General features: G+C 71.2%; 15 protein-coding genes. 5 read left to right on the top strand and 10 right to left on the bottom strand.

Annotated features, from left to right (window positions below; genetic code table 11):
- Nucleotides 1–10: 10 nt before the first annotated feature.
- The 7 genes from ACFYUV_RS15075 to ACFYUV_RS15045 form a co-directional block, all read right to left on the bottom strand.
- A complete protein-coding gene (locus tag ACFYUV_RS15075; RefSeq protein ID WP_387669042.1) occupies nucleotides 11–772 on the bottom strand; it encodes a PIG-L deacetylase family protein in 762 nt (253 codons plus the stop codon).
- Nucleotides 773–780: 8 nt separating this feature from the next.
- On the bottom strand, nucleotides 781–1917 hold the full coding sequence (locus ACFYUV_RS15070; protein WP_387669039.1) for an ROK family protein: 1137 nt from the start codon (nucleotides 1915–1917) through the stop codon (nucleotides 781–783).
- A 2-nt stretch (nucleotides 1918–1919) separates the two neighbouring features.
- Nucleotides 1920–2696 carry a carbohydrate ABC transporter permease gene (locus tag ACFYUV_RS15065; RefSeq protein ID WP_387669037.1) on the bottom strand — a complete coding sequence of 259 codons (777 nt, stop codon included), beginning with the start codon at nucleotides 2694–2696 and terminating at the stop codon, nucleotides 1920–1922.
- 46 nt (nucleotides 2697–2742) lie between these two features.
- Nucleotides 2743–3624, bottom strand: a complete 882-nt coding sequence (locus tag ACFYUV_RS15060; protein ID WP_352325487.1) for a sugar ABC transporter permease — start codon at nucleotides 3622–3624, stop codon at nucleotides 2743–2745.
- Between the two features lie 3 nt (nucleotides 3625–3627).
- Nucleotides 3628–5055, bottom strand: coding sequence for an N-acetylglucosamine/diacetylchitobiose ABC transporter substrate-binding protein (gene ngcE / locus ACFYUV_RS15055; protein ID WP_387669034.1), 1428 nt, complete (start codon nucleotides 5053–5055; stop codon nucleotides 3628–3630).
- A gap of 112 nt (nucleotides 5056–5167) precedes the next feature.
- Nucleotides 5168–6145, bottom strand: coding sequence for an N-acetylglucosamine kinase (locus tag ACFYUV_RS15050; protein ID WP_387669031.1), 978 nt, complete (start codon nucleotides 6143–6145; stop codon nucleotides 5168–5170).
- On the bottom strand, nucleotides 6139–7389 hold the full coding sequence (locus tag ACFYUV_RS15045; RefSeq protein WP_387669028.1) for a 6-phospho-beta-glucosidase: 1251 nt from the start codon (nucleotides 7387–7389) through the stop codon (nucleotides 6139–6141). The genes ACFYUV_RS15050 and ACFYUV_RS15045 overlap by 7 nt, the downstream gene beginning before the upstream one ends.
- A 179-nt stretch (nucleotides 7390–7568) precedes the next feature.
- On the opposite strand from ACFYUV_RS15045, the gene ACFYUV_RS15040 reads away from it, so the two are divergent.
- Nucleotides 7569–8168, top strand: a complete 600-nt coding sequence (locus ACFYUV_RS15040; protein WP_387669026.1) for a dihydrofolate reductase family protein — start codon at nucleotides 7569–7571, stop codon at nucleotides 8166–8168.
- On the opposite strand, the gene ACFYUV_RS15035 is transcribed toward ACFYUV_RS15040, so the two are convergent.
- Complete coding sequence (locus tag ACFYUV_RS15035; protein WP_387669023.1) at nucleotides 8137–8583, bottom strand: ATP-binding protein; 447 nt, start codon at nucleotides 8581–8583, stop codon at nucleotides 8137–8139. The genes ACFYUV_RS15040 and ACFYUV_RS15035 overlap by 32 nt on opposite strands.
- Nucleotides 8584–8803: 220 nt before the next feature.
- Here ACFYUV_RS15035 and ACFYUV_RS15030 point away from each other — a divergent pair, with 220 nt between their 5' ends.
- The 4 genes from ACFYUV_RS15030 (at nucleotide 8804) to ACFYUV_RS15015 (ending at nucleotide 11633) form a co-directional block, all read left to right on the top strand.
- On the top strand, nucleotides 8804–9619 hold the full coding sequence (locus ACFYUV_RS15030; protein WP_387669021.1) for a Scr1 family TA system antitoxin-like transcriptional regulator: 816 nt from the start codon (nucleotides 8804–8806) through the stop codon (nucleotides 9617–9619).
- Entirely contained in the window at nucleotides 9607–9813 is a 207-nt protein-coding gene (locus ACFYUV_RS15025; RefSeq protein ID WP_387669019.1) for a DUF397 domain-containing protein, read from the top strand. Before ACFYUV_RS15030 ends, ACFYUV_RS15025 begins: the two co-directional genes overlap by 13 nt.
- A 220-nt stretch (nucleotides 9814–10033) precedes the next feature.
- On the top strand, nucleotides 10034–10639 hold the full coding sequence (locus tag ACFYUV_RS15020) for an RNA polymerase sigma factor (protein WP_387669017.1): 606 nt from the start codon (nucleotides 10034–10036) through the stop codon (nucleotides 10637–10639).
- Nucleotides 10629–11633, top strand: a complete 1005-nt coding sequence (locus ACFYUV_RS15015) for a CU044_5270 family protein (RefSeq protein ID WP_387669014.1) — start codon at nucleotides 10629–10631, stop codon at nucleotides 11631–11633. The genes ACFYUV_RS15020 and ACFYUV_RS15015 overlap by 11 nt, the downstream gene beginning before the upstream one ends.
- Nucleotides 11634–11823: 190 nt before the next feature.
- On the opposite strand, the gene ACFYUV_RS15010 is transcribed toward ACFYUV_RS15015, so the two are convergent.
- Together ACFYUV_RS15010 and ACFYUV_RS15005 are read right to left on the bottom strand one after the other, a co-directional pair.
- Nucleotides 11824–13224 carry a hypothetical protein gene (locus ACFYUV_RS15010; protein WP_387669012.1) on the bottom strand — a complete coding sequence of 467 codons (1401 nt, stop codon included), beginning with the start codon at nucleotides 13222–13224 and terminating at the stop codon, nucleotides 11824–11826.
- A 105-nt stretch (nucleotides 13225–13329) separates the two neighbouring features.
- On the bottom strand, nucleotides 13330–15081 hold the full coding sequence (locus ACFYUV_RS15005; protein WP_387669010.1) for an acetyl/propionyl/methylcrotonyl-CoA carboxylase subunit alpha: 1752 nt from the start codon (nucleotides 15079–15081) through the stop codon (nucleotides 13330–13332).
- Between the last annotated feature and the right edge of the window lie 17 nt (nucleotides 15082–15098).

Below are 15098 nucleotides of genomic sequence, written 5' to 3'. Positions count from 1 at the left end.
CGCCGGGCGGCTACGCGACCGGGACGGCGGTCCCGGCGAGCAGGCGGCCGACCTCTTCCCGGTCGGCCTTCCTGCCGTAGCCGGCGAACTGGAAGGTCTCCTCCTTCAGGAACTCCGCCCAGTGTTCGAGCACGAACGCCCGTCCGGCGGCCACGTCACCGGGCGGGGGAGCCTGGTCCAGGAAGCCCCGCTGCCACGGCGCGAACTCCAGGAACTGGGAGGCGTGGGCCAGGCACGCGTCGAGCTTGGCCGTCAGCACCGAGGACACGTCCACCACCACGTCGGGCCGGTGGACGGGGGCGGAGGCGTAGTCCGTCATGAGCAGGCACACCGGCATGCGCTGGAGGGCCGGCTTGCCCACCTCCAGGTTGCGCGTCATCGCGAACTCGACCGCGTGCGCGGCCAGTTGCCCGGCGGCCCGGTTGTCGGGGTGGCCGCCGCCGTCGGCGTGCAGGGCGATCACCAGGTCGGGCCGCCAGGCGCGGATCTGCGCCAGCACCCGCAACCGCAGCTCGACGGTGGGTTCCAGCATGCCGTCGTGCACGTCGAAAATCTCGTAGTCCACCACGCCCAGCGCGTCGGCCGCGCGCCACGCCTCCTCGGCGCGGCGGCGCGCCAGCGGGCCGCGCTCCAGCTCGTGGTGCCCGGCGTCGCCGTTGGTGAGCGTCAAAAACTTCACCGCGTGGCCGGCCTGTGCCAGCAGCGCGGCCGTGCCGCCCGCGTAGATCTCGGGCTCGTCGGGATGAGCGGCGATCACGAGGGTTCTCAACATGTGCGTCCTTAGGGGTTGGATTCACCGGTACGACCGGCCGTACCGGCTTGGAAGACCCGCTCGCGGGTCAGGTCCAGGGCGTAGCTGAGAGCGCCGCCGAGCACGGCGTTGCCGTTCACGGCGCTGAGGGCGACGGTCACCGGCACCAGCGGCGTCGAGGCCAGACGGTCGGCGACCCGCGCCCTGAGCGGCTCGCCTCCCGCGACGCACAGCGGCCCGGCCAGCACGACCAGGCCCGGGTCCAGCACCCCGATCGCGGCCGTCACGCCGAGCGCCACCCGCGCGGCGGCGTCGTCCAGGAAGCCCTGAGGGGCCTCGGCCAGCGTGCGGCTCACGGCGGTGAGCGTGGGGTCGCCGGGCAGGCCGTGCGCCTGCGCCAGCGCGGCCAGCGGCTCGGCGCCGAGCAGCGCGCCGAGCGGTCCGCCGTCCTGCCCGTAGCGGCGGCCGGTGGTCACCGGGTCGGGCACGATGACCGAGCCGACCTCGCCGCCGCGCCCGGTGACGCCCCGCCAGAGCGCGCCGTCGAGCACGACTCCCGCGCCGACCCCGCCGCCCACCCAGAACAGCACGAAACTGCTGTCGTCGTGCTCCTGGAGCTCGCGGATGGCGACCAGGTTGACGTCGTTCTCCAGGCGCACGTTGGCCGGCAGGTCGTCCAGGCCGGACCAGCCCGACAGCTGCACGGCCTGCCGCAGCCGCCGGCCGTCGGCCTCCACCACGCCCGGCACGCCCACCACGACCTGGTCGAGCCGGTCCAGCTCGAAGCCGGTCGCGGCGACCGTCTCGGCCAGCAGCCGCCGGGCGTCGCCGGTCGCCTCGGTGCGATGGGTGCCGAGCACCCGGCCGGTCAGGTCGGCGACCGACACCTCGATCGAGCTCGTGGTGAGATCGACCCCCGCGACGCGCGCGGCCGAGCCGTCGAGCTGCCACATCTGCGCGGCCGGCCCGGCGTTGCCCGGCTTGAGGCCGGCCTTCCTGGCCAGCCCGCTGTTCTCCAGCCTGCGCAGCACCTCGGCCGCCGACGCCTTGGACAGGCCCGTGTGCAGTTCCAGCTCGGCGCGGGTGAGGCCGCCGTGCTCAAGGAGCAGGGTGAGCGCGGCGCGCTCGTTGAGCGTGCGGAAGACGGTGGGGTTTCCTGAAGACATTCCTACTTCAGCGCTCCTGAGGTCAGCCCGGACTGGATATGTCGCTGGAAGACGATATAGATCAGCACGACGGGAAGCACCGTCATGCTGAGGGCGGCGAACAGTCCGGGCCAGTCGGCCTCGTACCCGGCGATGGTGGAGATGTCGGCCACGCCCTGGGTGATGACCCACAGGCTCTTGTCGCCGGGCAGCAGGACCAGCGGGATGAGGTACTGGTTCCACTGGCCGAGCACGTTGAAGATGGTCAGGCTGACCAGCGCCGGGCGGGCCATGGGCAGCATGACCTGGAAGAACGTGCGGGTGTGCGAGGCCCCGTCGATCATCGCCGCCTCGGCCACCGCGTCCGGCAGCGCCCTGAAGAAGGACGTCAGGAAGAACACCGTGAACGGCAGCGAATAGGCGATGTAGACCAACACCAGGCCGACGTGGCTGTTGAGCAGCCCGAGCCCGTCCACCACGAAGAACAGCGGCACGAGCGCCAGGAAGACCGGGAAGGCCATGCCGGAGACGAACAGGAAGTAGACCAGCCGGTTGCCCGGGAAGCGGTAGCGGGCCAGCACGTACGCGGCCATCGAGCTGAGCAGCATCGTCCCGGCCACGCCGAAGAAGACCACGATGACCGTGTTGAGCAGGTAGCGACCGATGTTGGCCCGCTCCCAGGCCCGCGCCCAGTTGTCCCAGCGCAGCTCGCCGGGCAGTTGCAGGGCGTCGCCGAAGATCTCGGCGTTGCTCTTGAACGAGGCCAGCAGGGTCCACAGCAGCGGGGCGATGATGAGCAACGCCCAGAGGCCAAGAACAGCCTGGATGCTGATTTTTCGGAACATTTCAGTAGACGACCTTCTGGCGGCGGGTCACGCGCAACGTCAGCGCGGCGAAGGTGAGGGTCAGGAAGAACAGCGCCACGCCCATGGCCGAGGCGTAGCCGAACCGGGAGTAGGAGAAAGCGTTCTTGTAGATCTCCGTGGCCAGCACGGTGGTCGCGCCGTCCGGCCCGCCCTGCTCCACCGACAGGACGTTGACCAGCGCGAACCCGTCGAACGCGGCGATCCCCAGATAGACCCAGGCCACCTGGACGGTGTCCCACACCAGGGGCAGCGTGATGGAGAAGAACGTGCGCAGCCGCCCGGCGCCGTCGAGGGCGGCCGCCTCGAACACGTCCTTCGGAATGGCCGCCATCCCGGCCGAGAACAGCACGACGTAGAAGCCGACCGCCTGCCACACCATCACCGCGATGATCGACCACAGCGCCAGGTTCTGGTCCGTCAGCCAGCCGACCGGCTCGACGCCCAGCTTCGCCAGCGCGCCGTTCAGCACGCCGCTCGCGTCCGGCCGGTAGACGGCCTTGAACAGCACCCCGACCACCGCGACCGCCAGCACCTGCGGCAGGAAGAAGATCACCCGGTAGAACCGGGCCCCCGGCGTGCCCGCCGAGTCGCCGAGCAGGTACGCGAAGACCAGCGCGAGCGCGATGGTCGCCAACGGCAGCGTGACCAGCAGGACCGCGTGGTTGCGGACCGCCTGCCAGAACGTGTCGTTGCCGAGCATCCGCCGGAAGTTGTCCAGGCCGACGAAGTTCAGGTTCGCCGACACCCCGCGCCAGTCCGTCAGCGCGATCTGGAACGCCTGGACGTACGGGCTGATCACGAACACCGCGTAAAGGACCACGGGCAGGGCGAGGAAGCCCGCGACGAAGCCGTGCCGCCTCATCGCTCAGACGCTCCTGGTCTGCTTGGCGATCGCGGAGTCCGCCTTGAGCTCGTCGGCCTTCTTCTGCATGTTCGCGCAGAACTGCTCGGGCGTGATGCGTCCGGACATCACCGAGTTGGTCTGGACCTGCCCGTGGTCGAACAGCTCCTTGTACCAGCCCTCGAAGCGGGCGTCGGTGATGATGTTCGTCCCGGCCGCCTCCTGGGCCTTGGCCGCGCTGCGCACGGCCGAGGTCAGGTCGAGGCCGTCCACCACGCCGTTGACGACGGTGAGGTTCTTGGTCAGCTCGGTGTAGCCGCGCGCGCCCTCCCGTGACAACATCATGCGCAGGTACTCCAGGCCGCCCTGCGGGTTCTTGCCCTTGGCCGCCACGAAGAACGCCTCGCTCACCCCGATCATGATCGCCTCGTACGGCATCGCGTCGGCGGCGGTGATGCTGGGCACCGGGGCGATCGCGTACTCGAACGAGGCCGGCCGGTCCTTGGCCATCTCGTTCTCCAGCCAGGAGCCGCAGGGGTAGAACAGCACCTTGTCCTGCAGGTGCTTGACCTGCGTCTGGGTGTGGTCGAGCCCGAAGTACGCCTTGTCGCCGAAGTCGCGCTGCACCTGCGCCCACGCCGCGACGGCCTGCCGTACGGGCTCGGCCTGCCAGGCGCCGTCGGCGAGGTTGTCGATGTCGACGATCACCTTGTTGCCGCCGATCTTGGCGGCGCTGTAGACCAGGTTCCAGAGCTGGTAGAACGGGCCGACCTGGCCCGGGTAGGCGAACAGCGCGATGCCGGCCTTCTTGGCCTCCTCGCCGAGGGCGTTGAACTCCGCCCACGTCTTCGGCGCCTGCCAGCCGCGCTGGTCGAACAGCTTGGCGTTGTACCACAGGGCGCGGTGGGCGACCGTGTACTGCAGCACCCGGGGCACGCCGTCGATCAGCGAGTTCTCGTAGACGCCGCCGACCAGGGTGTCGCGCACCTTCTTGGCCGGGTCGGCCAGGGAGGGGGCGTCGAACAGCGGCGTCAGGTCGGCGAGGTGCCCCTCGGCGACGAGCGACTGCAGGTCGAGGGCGTCGGGGCCGGAGTTGTTGACCACGTCGGGCGCGTCGCCGCTGATGAAGCGGGGGCGCAGCTGCGTGCCGACCTTCTGGGTGGGCACGTGCTTGATCTTGGCGGTCTTGTACGCCTTGCTGTAGAGGGCCTCGTGCAGGTCGGTCGCGTAGCCGTCGCCGTTGCCGCCGCTGAAGATCACGACTTCCAGCTGCCTGGCGGCGTCCACGCCGAGGGGGTTGGCGGCCGAGGTGGGCGCGGCCGAGGTGGAGGCGACCGGAGCGGCGGAGCGGCCCGTGGCGCACGCGGCGAGCAGCCCTGCGCCCGGGCCCGCCGTCAGGGCGGTGAGTCCGATACGTCGAAGAACCTCACGTCGGCTGGGGTTGGTGGACATGGGTGGCCTCCTTGACCGCCAACCGTCCGGATACTTTCCAGACGGTTGGCGGCTGACTCTAGACTTACCGCTCCACGTGCGTCAATACCGCTCTAGAACTGCGCTCGGATTCTCAGGACGCTGCCCGGACCTTCTGGAACTGCGCTCGAAGGTGAGCCTTGGCCTCCTCGGAGGCCCCGATGCGGTCCAGGCCGTTGAGCGCGGCCCCGACGATCGGCGGCTGGTCCGGGATCACCTGCTTGGCCAGCGGAGCCCGTACCGCGAACCGCTCCTCCAGCATCGCGACCAGCAGCGGGATGCGCGCGTGCAGCACCCCTCCGCCCAGCACCACCTCCGTCGGCGTCTCCAGCAGGTCCAGGCGGCGCAGGCACACCTCGGCCATCACCACGATCTCGTCGGCCAGCCGGGTGACCAGCTCCAGCGCGATCGCGTCAGCCGACGCGGCGGCCTCGAACACCTTGGGCGCGAGCGCGGTCAGGTGATGCCGCTCGATCTGCCCGAAGTGCACCCCGAGCACCACCTCCTCGACCGTCCGCGTGCCGAAGTGCTCCTTGATCAGGCCGGTGAGCGCGGTGGGGGCGCCCCGGCCGTCCTCGGCGCGGATGGCGTGCCACAACGCCTCCTCGGCCAGGCCGCCGCCACCGCCCCAGTCGCCGCTGATCCGGCCGAGCGCGGGGAAGCGGGCCACCCCGCCCGTGGGCGAGACGCCGACCGCGTTGATGCCCGCGCCGCACACCACCGCGACGCCGCTCGGCCCGGACGCCCCCGACCGCAGCAGCGCGAAGCTGTCGTTGCCCACGACGACGTCGGCCGCCATCCCGCGGGCGCGGAACTCGGCCGCCAGGGCCTCCTCCTCCACCGGCAGGTCGGCCCCGGCCAGGTAGGCGTAGAGCTGGTCGGCGTGCGGGGGAGCGGCCGCCGGTCCGAGCGCCCGCCGCACGGCCTCCTCCACGACGTCCACGGCCGCCGGCACGCCGACGGCCTGGGGCTCGAACGGCCCGCCGTCGCCCTGGGCCAGGATCGTGCCGTCGCCCGAGAGCACGACGACGTGCGTCTTGCTGTTGCCCGCGTCCACGGCGATGATCACCATGGCAGGTACCGCTCGTTCGCCGCCAGCAGCAGGCCGGTCAGCTCGTCCGCGACGGCCTCCTGGCCGATCAGCGGATGGCCCAGCAAGGCGTTGCGCACCCGGTCCGCGCCGCCGTGCAGCGCCGCGTCGAGGGCCAGTTCCTCGTACGCGGAGACGTTCGCGATCAGGCCCGCGTACAGCGGCTCCACCGGATCGACCGGCAGCGGCGCGGCCCCGGACGCCGAGACCCTGGCCGGGACCTCGATGACCGCCTCGTCGCGCAGGAACGGCAGCGTCCCGTCGTTGCGGGTGTTGACCACCTGGACGTCGCCCCGGTCGCCGAGCAGCGAGGCGATCAGCGCGACGGCGGCCTCGGAGTAGTAGGCGCCGCCCCGCTTGTCCAGCAGGTCCGGCTTGGTGTCCACGGCCGGGTCCGCGTACAGCTCCAGCAGCTGCTGCTCCATCGCCGCGACCTCGGCCGCGCGCGACGGCTTGGCCCGCTGTTCGCTCACCACCAGGTCGTGGGCGTAGAAGTAGCGCAGGTAGTAGGACGGGACCACCTGGAGCCTGCGCAGCAGCCCGACCGGCAGGCCGATGTCGGCGGCCAGCTCCTGCCCGTGCTCGGCGAGCAGCCGCGGCAGCACGTCCACGCCGTCGACCACCACCGACCGCTCCCACGTCAGGTGGTTGAGCCCGACGTGCCCGAGCGCGACCCGCTCCGGCGGCACGCCGAGGTGCCGGGCGAAGCGGCGCTGGAACCCGATGGCCACGTTGCACAGGCCGATCGCGCGGTGCCCGGCGTCCAGCAGCGCCCTGGTGACGATGCCGACCGGGTTGGTGAAGTCGACGATCCAGGCGTCGGGGGCGTGGGCGCGGACCTGCTCGGCCAGGTCGAGCACGACCGGGACCGTGCGCAGGGCCTTGGCGAGACCGCCCGCGCCCGTCGTCTCCTGGCCGACGCAGCCGCACTCCAGCGGCAGCGTCTCGTCCACGTTCCGCGCGGCCTGGCCGCCCACCCTGAGCTGGAAGAGCACGGCGTCCGCACCCGCGACGCCCTCGGCCACGTCGGCGGTGGCGATCACCTTCGCCGGGTGCCCGGCCCTGCGCAACATCCTGCGGGACACGCCCGCCACCAGGTCGAGCCGCGTGGCGTCGGGGTCGATCAGCGCGATCTCGGTGAGCGGCAGCTCGTCGTGCAGCCTGGCGAAGCCGTCGATGAGCTCGGGGGTGTAGGTCGAACCGCCCCCGATCACGGCGAGTCTCATGTGCAACTCCTCAATTAGGAAACTTTCCTAACCGCCGAACCTACCCGACCTCCTCCGATCCGACTCCTCCCACCCCGTTCCCGGAAATTTCCGCTCGCCATGTAGAGAGCCCGGCATCGGCTCCGACTCCCTGGTGAAGGCGCCGGACGGGCGCCACGGACAACAGGAGACGAACCAGGATGAGCAAGGTCACGTGCGACATGGGGATGTCCGTCGACGGCTACGTGGCGGGGCCGAACCAGAGCCTGGAGCAGCCGTTCGGCGACGGCGTGGGCGACCGGCTGCACGAGTGGATGTTCGCCGAGCCCGAGAAGCACGCCGAGGTCATCGAGGCCATCACGGCGGCCGGGGCGTTCATCATGGGCCGGAACATGTTCGACCCCGGCCGCGGCGCCTTCGACCCGAACTGGACCGGCTGGTGGGGGGAGGAGCCGCCGTACCACGCGCCGGTGTTCGTCCTCACCCACCACCCGCGCGAGCCGCTGCCCATGAAGGGCGGCACGACGTTCCACTTCGTCACGGACGGCATCGAGGCCGCCTTCGCCATGGCACGGGAGGCGGCGGGGGACCGCGACATCGCCATCGCCGGCGGCGCCGCCACCGTCAACCAATACCTGGCCGCCGGCCTCATCGACGAGCTCCGCCTGCACGTCGCGCCGGTGATCCTCGGCCGCGGCGAACGCCTCCTGGCCGACGCCGGCGACATCACCCTCACCCCCGCCGCCCCGCCCACGGGCACCGCCCTGGTCACGCATCTGACGTACCGGGTGGTCCGCTAGCGGTCGTTCTTTCCAGGTCGGCCCAGACGACGCGGTGGCCGTGCGGTCCGGCGGTGTGCGTGCCGCTCCTGACCGACAACGCGGCCACCAGGCCGAGGCCGCGACCTGATTCCCGCAGGGACCCCGCGTCCAGCGGGACGAAGCGCGGTTCCCGGTCCGCCGTCCCGGGGTCTACCACTTCGAGGTGTACGAATCCGTCCCCGACCCCGAGCAGCACCATGACCCAGTCGCGCTCGGGGCCCGGCGGCACATGCCGGACCGCGTTGGTGACCAGCTCTGATACGACCGTCAGGGCGTCGTCGCGAACCAGCGAGTCGACGGCCGCCAGCCAGCGCCGAATCGTCTGCCGACTTTCTCCGGGAGCTCGGTCATCGCGCCGCAGCGTCAAGCCTTGGTAGGTGTGGCAAATTGACATGGTTTCACCCCAAAGCCAATCGGGAGGTTCTGGCGGCCGTTTCTCGCGACAGAAACACTGTCGCCCGGATCAAGCATGAACGGTTACATGCTTCCGTGGTGCACCGGGCTGGCGAAACTCGTCCGACAAAGCGCTACACCCGCTCTGTATTGATTGTCGGAAGAATGTCGCAGTAGCCTGCCGTGAAGCCATCCCCTTGCTCCTGACCTGCGGAGAAGTCATGACTGTCGATGTTGGCGACCATTTGTCGCCCAGGGCGCGTTTTGCCCGCGACCTCGCGGAGCGCCGTAAAGCGGCTCGAATGACACAATCCGCGCTCGCATTGCGCATTCTCTGTCATGAATCGCTCGTCAGCCATGTCGAGAAAGGCCGCCGGGTTCCCACGCTGGAGTTCGCGCGCGAGGTGGACAAGGCGTTCGGCACCGACGGCCATTTCACCGGCCTCCACGAACGCATCTCCCAGTCGCCCGCTCTGGGCTGGTTCGCACGGTGGGTCGAGGAGATCGAACCGCAAGCCGTCATCCTGCAGTCCTGGGATCCGCTGTTGATCCCCGGCATCCTGCAGACCGCCGGCTATGCCCGCGCGATCTTCTCCGCCGCCACCCCGCCGGATCGCGTCGAAGAGCGAGTTCAGGCCCGCATCCGGCGCATGAGAATCTTCGACAGCGATTGCCCTCCGGCCTTCCTCGCGCTCATCGACGAAGGAGTCCTGCACCGCCCGATCGGAGGCCGCGAAGTCCTGGCGGAACAGCTCCGCTACCTGCTGGATCTCACCTGCCATCCCCGCATCACCATCCAGCTGGTGTCGGTTGCCGCCGGTTGCGTGGCGGGCACCATGAGCGCGTTCGCGCTGGCGCGGTTGCGTGACGGTGCGGAGGTGGTCTCCGCCGACTCGGTCCTCTCCGGTCATGTCACTGGAGATCACGACGCGGTCCGGCGTCTCAGGCAGAGGTATGACACCATCAGAGCGGACGCACAGCCGAAGAACGTCACACCACGGGCGATTGAGGATGCGATCAAAAAATGGACCCAGTAGACCTCCGCGGAGCGGAATGGCGTAAGTCCAGCGCCAGCGGCGACAACGGGCAGTGTGTCGAGGTCGCGACCAACCTCCCGGGGATCATCGCCGTCCGTGACAGCAAGAACCCGCAGGGCCCGGCGCTGATCTTCACGCCTGCGGAGTGGCAGGCGTTCTTGCATGGCGCCAACCAGGGCGAATTCAACATCTGAGGCAGGCGTCTGTCGCTTCGGAGTCGGGTTCGTCCGAGGGGTGCGGGGACCGGTAGGTCCCCGCTGGGGGGTGTGGGGGCTTGCCCCCCACATGGACGCAGCCTGAGCCCGCGTCGCGCGAAGCGCGCCCATCGGCGAAGCCCTTCGTGGCCTGTACGAGAACCGGATCCGAGTCATCGGGTGAAAGGGGGTGTTCAGTCCGAAGAACGGAGCCAAGAGTTTGACGCAGGACACCGAGGTGGACGACGCGGAGGTGATCAGACGTGCCCGCAGCGACCCCGCCGCCTTCTCGGCGTTGTACGACCGGCACGCCCCCGCGCTCCACAGATATGTCACCCGCCGCCTGGGCGATTCGCTGGCCGACGACATCGTGGCCGAGACGTTCCTGGACGCCTTCCGCCGTATCGCCCGCTACGACACCGCCCACCGCGACGCCCGCCCCTGGCTGTACGGCATCGCCGCCAACCTGATCGGCAAGCACCGCCGTACCGAGACCAGGGCCTACCGCGCCCTGGCCAGGACGGGCCTCGACGCGGTGGCCGAGAGCTACGCCGACCGGGTGGCGGCCCGCGTGTCGGCCGGGGCGGCGCACCGCGAGCTGGCGGGGGCGCTCGCGACGCTGTCGCCGCCGGACCGCGAGGTGCTGCTGATGATCGCCTGGGCGGACCTCAGTTACGAGGAGGTCGCCCGCGCGCTCGGCGTCCCGATCGGGACCGTGCGGTCGCGCCTGCACCGCGCCAGGAGGAAGACCCGGGCGGCCCTCGGCGGCATCGACCCGTCAGCCCTCTACGACACCGACGAGGAGGATCCCGGCCGTGGACGATGACCTCACGCTCCTGCGCGAGCTGCGCGCGGACGCCCCCGAACCCGACGCCGACCGCCTGCGCGCCGTGCGCGCCCGAGCCCTCGCCCCGGCGTCGGGCCGAGCCCCGGCCCGGAGGCGGCGCCGGTTCTGGGCGGTGCCGTCGCTGCTGGCCGCCGCGACAGCCGCCGCCGTCGTCGTGGCGGTGAACGCTTCCCACACCCCGGCCCCGCCCCAGCCGGACGCCGTGACCACCATGCCGGTACGGGCCGAGACCGTGCTGCGCCAAGCCGCACTGGTGGCCGAGGGACGCCGCCGGCGCCACGAGCCGCGGCCTGACCAGTGGTTGTACCGGAAGGACCTGGTCAAGCAGCCCGGCGAGGAGCGAGGCACGGTCCAGGAATACTGGACCCGGTACGACGGCACCCGCCAGGCCCTCCGCCAGAACGGCGGCCCCCTGGAATTCCAGGACATCACCCCCGACCCGGGCGACGACGACCTGACACCCCGGCAGTACGCGGCCAAGTTCGCCGACCTGCCCACCGATCCCGCCGCGCTGCTGGACCACGTCAGGGGCGACCGGCACTGGTCGACCTCGCCGAAGGGCGCGGACGCCGAGCAGCCGGACGCGCGGGCGTTCCGCGTGTTGTCGGTCTACCTCGACGCGGGCGTCCCCATGCCGCCGCGGGTCGAGGCCGCCGTCTTCCGCGCGCTCGCCGAGCTGCCCGGAGTGCGGGTGGACCTCGGCGTACGGGACGCGGCGGGCCGGGCGGGGATCGGCGTCGCCTACGAGCCGGCCGGTTCCGTCCCCGGCGGGTCGACGCGGGACGCGCAGGGGCGGATCGTCTCGCGGTCGTACCTGGTGCTGGACGCCGCGACCTACCGTTTCCTCGGCAGGCGCGTGGACAACCTCCAGGACGAGGTCCTCGGCGGCGAGGTGCTGGCCCGCAAGGGCACGTTCTACGCGAGCGCCGACCTGGCGGCGGGCGTGGTGGACGAACCAGGCCGGCTCCCCTGACCGCAGGCCGCTACGGACGTGCGCCCAGGCGGTTCACCCAGCCCATCTCCTCGTACGTGGTCTGGATCAGCGGCATGGATCACTCACCTGGCCTCAACGCGGAAGCGGGCCGGGAAGGTTGACACCGGAACGCGAAAAGGGCGCGCCCCCCGGAAAGGGAGGGCGCGCCCGTCAGGGTCGGCGCAGGGGTTTACCAGTCGCCGCCGCCGAAGTCACCGCCACCGAAGTCGCCGCCGCCGCCGAAGTCGCCCCAGCCGCCGCCTCCGCCGCCGAAGTCGCCTCCGCCGCCGAAGTCACCGCCGCCGAGGTCGCCGCCGCCGCCGTCCTGGTAGCCCTCGGCGTAGCCGGCGCCGTAGCCGCCGCCGCCCCAGCCGCCGTGGAACATGCTGCCCATCATCGTGCCGATGAACATGCCGGTCATGATGTCGCCGAAGCCGCCGTAGTAGCCGTAGGCGTACGGCTGGTAGGCCGGGCCCGCGTCGTAGTAGGGGCGACGGTGACCGTCGACCATGACCTCGCGCATCTGCGGGTCGAAGCCGCGCTCGACGGCCTCGGCGTCCATCGCGCAGGCCGGCACGTCGCGCACCGCGCCGCCGGGCGGGGCCCAGCGCACGTCACGGGCCGACGGGCCGTGCTGCGGGTTGAAGAAGCAGGGAGCGCGCCGCTCGGGGATCGGCTGGTTGTTGACCTTGGCCTTCACCACGGCCAGCGCGTAACGGCCGTCCTCAAGGGTCTGGGTGACCTCGCGGACCTGGTCGGGCCGCTGGACCGCGTTGAGCTGGACCTTGGCCTTCTCGTAGGAGTCGAGCGCCTGCTGCCACTCGGTGATGTGCCCGCCGCCCTGGCCGGCGAGGGTGACGTCGGTGTCGAGCTCGGTGATCTCCTCGCCCAGCTTGGTGACGTCCTCCTCCACGGTCTGCTTGACCGCGGCGAGGTCCTTGGCCTCCTGGATGGCGCGCTTCTTCTTCTTGTTCTTGGAGTAGAGGAAGTAGCCGCCACCGCCGACCACCAGCAGGCCGAGCAGGGCCACCAGCGCGAACTGGCCGCCGGCGCCGGGGTTGGCCTGGCTGCTGGGGCTGAGGGCGCCGCTGCGGTCGTTCTTGCCCGCCGCGTCGACCCGGTTCGCGAAGTCCTTCACGCCCGCGACGATGTCGCCCGAGTTGGCGTCCACCGAGAGCTTGACCAGCTGGCCGGCGAGGTTGTTCCGCAGGGCGTTGGACCCGGCGAACATCGTCTCGCCGTCGAACACCACCACCGTCACCCGGGGGCGACCGGCCTCGACCAGCGCCTTGCCCAGCGACGACAGGTACGGCCCGACGGTGGAGTTGTCAAAGGTGCCGTCGGGCAGCGCGACAGCGTAGATCTTGCTGTCGGCGTCCTTCAGCGCGTCGTTGATGTCACTCTGCTGGCTGGAGCTCAAGGGGGAGCCCGACACCACGTAGAGCGGGGCCTTCTTCCAGTTTTGCACCACAGTCTGTGCGTCAGGTGGCGCCGCCGCCGCGTTGGCGGCAGGGGACAGCGTGAGAACGACGAACAGCCCGGCGATCAGAGCCGCGATCGCGGCCCCTGCTCGGCGCAGCGAATGGGTCATTGGCAGCAAGCCTCCTTCGCCCATGAGGACGAACGGGCGGTCGGCAAAGTTCCTCACTGGGCACGTTACCTGCCTGCGACGGCGCGCAGGCACAGGGGAGCGGGCTCAGGCGTCCTTGATCTCGCAGATCGTGGCGCCCGACGTGACGGTCTGGCCGACGGCGGCCGACAGGCCCGTGACGGTGCCCGACTTGTGGGCCGTCAGCGGCTGCTCCATCTTCATGGCCTCCAGCACCACGACCGTGTCGCCCTCGCTCACCACGTCGCCGTCGTTCGCGACGACCTTGACGATCGTGCCCTGCATCGGGCTGACCAGCGCGTCGCCGCCGGCCGTCGCGTGCTTGCGCGCGCCGCCGGAACGGCGCGGCGCCTTGGCCGCGGCGGGCGCGGGCCCGGCCATGCCGAGCCCGGCCGGGAGCACCACCTCAAGGCGCTTGCCGCCGACCTCGACCGTCACCGTCTCGCGCGCCGCCGGCGCGGCCGGCGCGGTGGCCACCTCGCCCGCGTACGGTTCGACCGGGTTGTCCCACTCGGTCTCGATCCACCGCGTGTGCACGGCGAACGGCTCCGACGTGAACGCCGGGTCGGTCACGACCGCCCGGTGGAAGGGCAGCACCGTCGGCATGCCGTCGATCTCGAACTCGGCCAGCGCCCGCCGGGCCCGGTCGAGGGCCTCGTGACGGGTGCGCCCGGTCACGATCAGCTTGGCCACCAGCGAGTCGAACGTCTGCGGCACCGTCATCCCGGCCTCGTAGCCCGAGTCGAGGCGGACGCCGGGCCCGGCCGGGGCGCGCATGGCGGTCAGCGTGCCGGGGGCGGGCAGGAAGTTGCGGCCGGCGTCCTCGGCGTTGATCCGGAACTCGATCGAGTGGCCGCGCAGGGCCGGGTCGTCGTAGCCCAGGAGCTCGCCGTCGGCGATCCGGAACATCTCGCGCACCAGGTCGACGCCCGCGACCTCCTCGCTCACCGGGTGCTCGACCTGCAGGCGGGTGTTGACCTCCAGGAAGGAGATCGTGCCGTCCTGGCCGACGAGGAACTCGCAGGTGCCGGCGCCGACGTAGCCGGCCTCCTTCAGGATGGCCTTGGAGCTGGTGTAGAGGATGTCGATCTGCTCCGGCGACAGGAACGGCGCGGGCGCCTCCTCCACCAGCTTCTGGTGGCGGCGCTGGAGCGAGCAGTCGCGGGTGCTGACCACGACCACGTTGCCCGCGTGGTCGGCCAGGCACTGGGTCTCGACGTGCCGGGGACGGTCGAGGTAACGCTCGACGAAGCACTCGCCCCTGCCGAAGGCGGCCACGGCCTCGCGCACGGCGGACTCGTACAGCTCGGCGACCTCCTCCAGCCTGCGCGCGACCTTGATGCCGCGGCCGCCGCCGCCGTACGCGGCCTTGATCGCGATCGGCAGCCCGTGCTTCTCGGCGAAGGCCACGACCTCCTCCGCGCCGGAGACCGGGTCCTTGGTGCCGGCCACCAGCGGCGCGCCGACCTTCTGCGCGATGTGCCTGGCCTGCACCTTGTCGCCCAGCGCGGCGATGGCGGCCGGGGGCGGCCCGATCCAGGTGAGGCCGGCCTCGATGACGGCCTCGGCGAACGAGGCGTTCTCGGCCAGGAAGCCGTAGCCGGGATGGACGGCGTCGGCGCCGGAGCGCGCGGCGACGTCGAGCAGCTTGGCGATGTCGAGGTAGGTCTCGGCGGGGGACTGCCCGCCCAGCGCGTACGCCTCGTCGGCCACCCTGACGTGCAGGGCGTCGATGTCTTGGTCGGCGTAGACGGCCACGCTGCCGATCCCCGCGTCCGTGCACGCGCGGGCCACCCGTACGGCGATCTCGCCGCGATTGGCGATCAGAACCTTCCGCACCGACCTTCGTCCCTTCC

The organism is Nonomuraea sp. NPDC003560, assembly GCF_042878785.1.
GTDB lineage: Bacteria > Actinomycetota > Actinomycetes > Streptosporangiales > Streptosporangiaceae > Nonomuraea.
The sequence above is the reverse complement of the archived record's forward strand: the minus strand, read 5'-3'. Positions and strand labels throughout refer to the sequence as shown.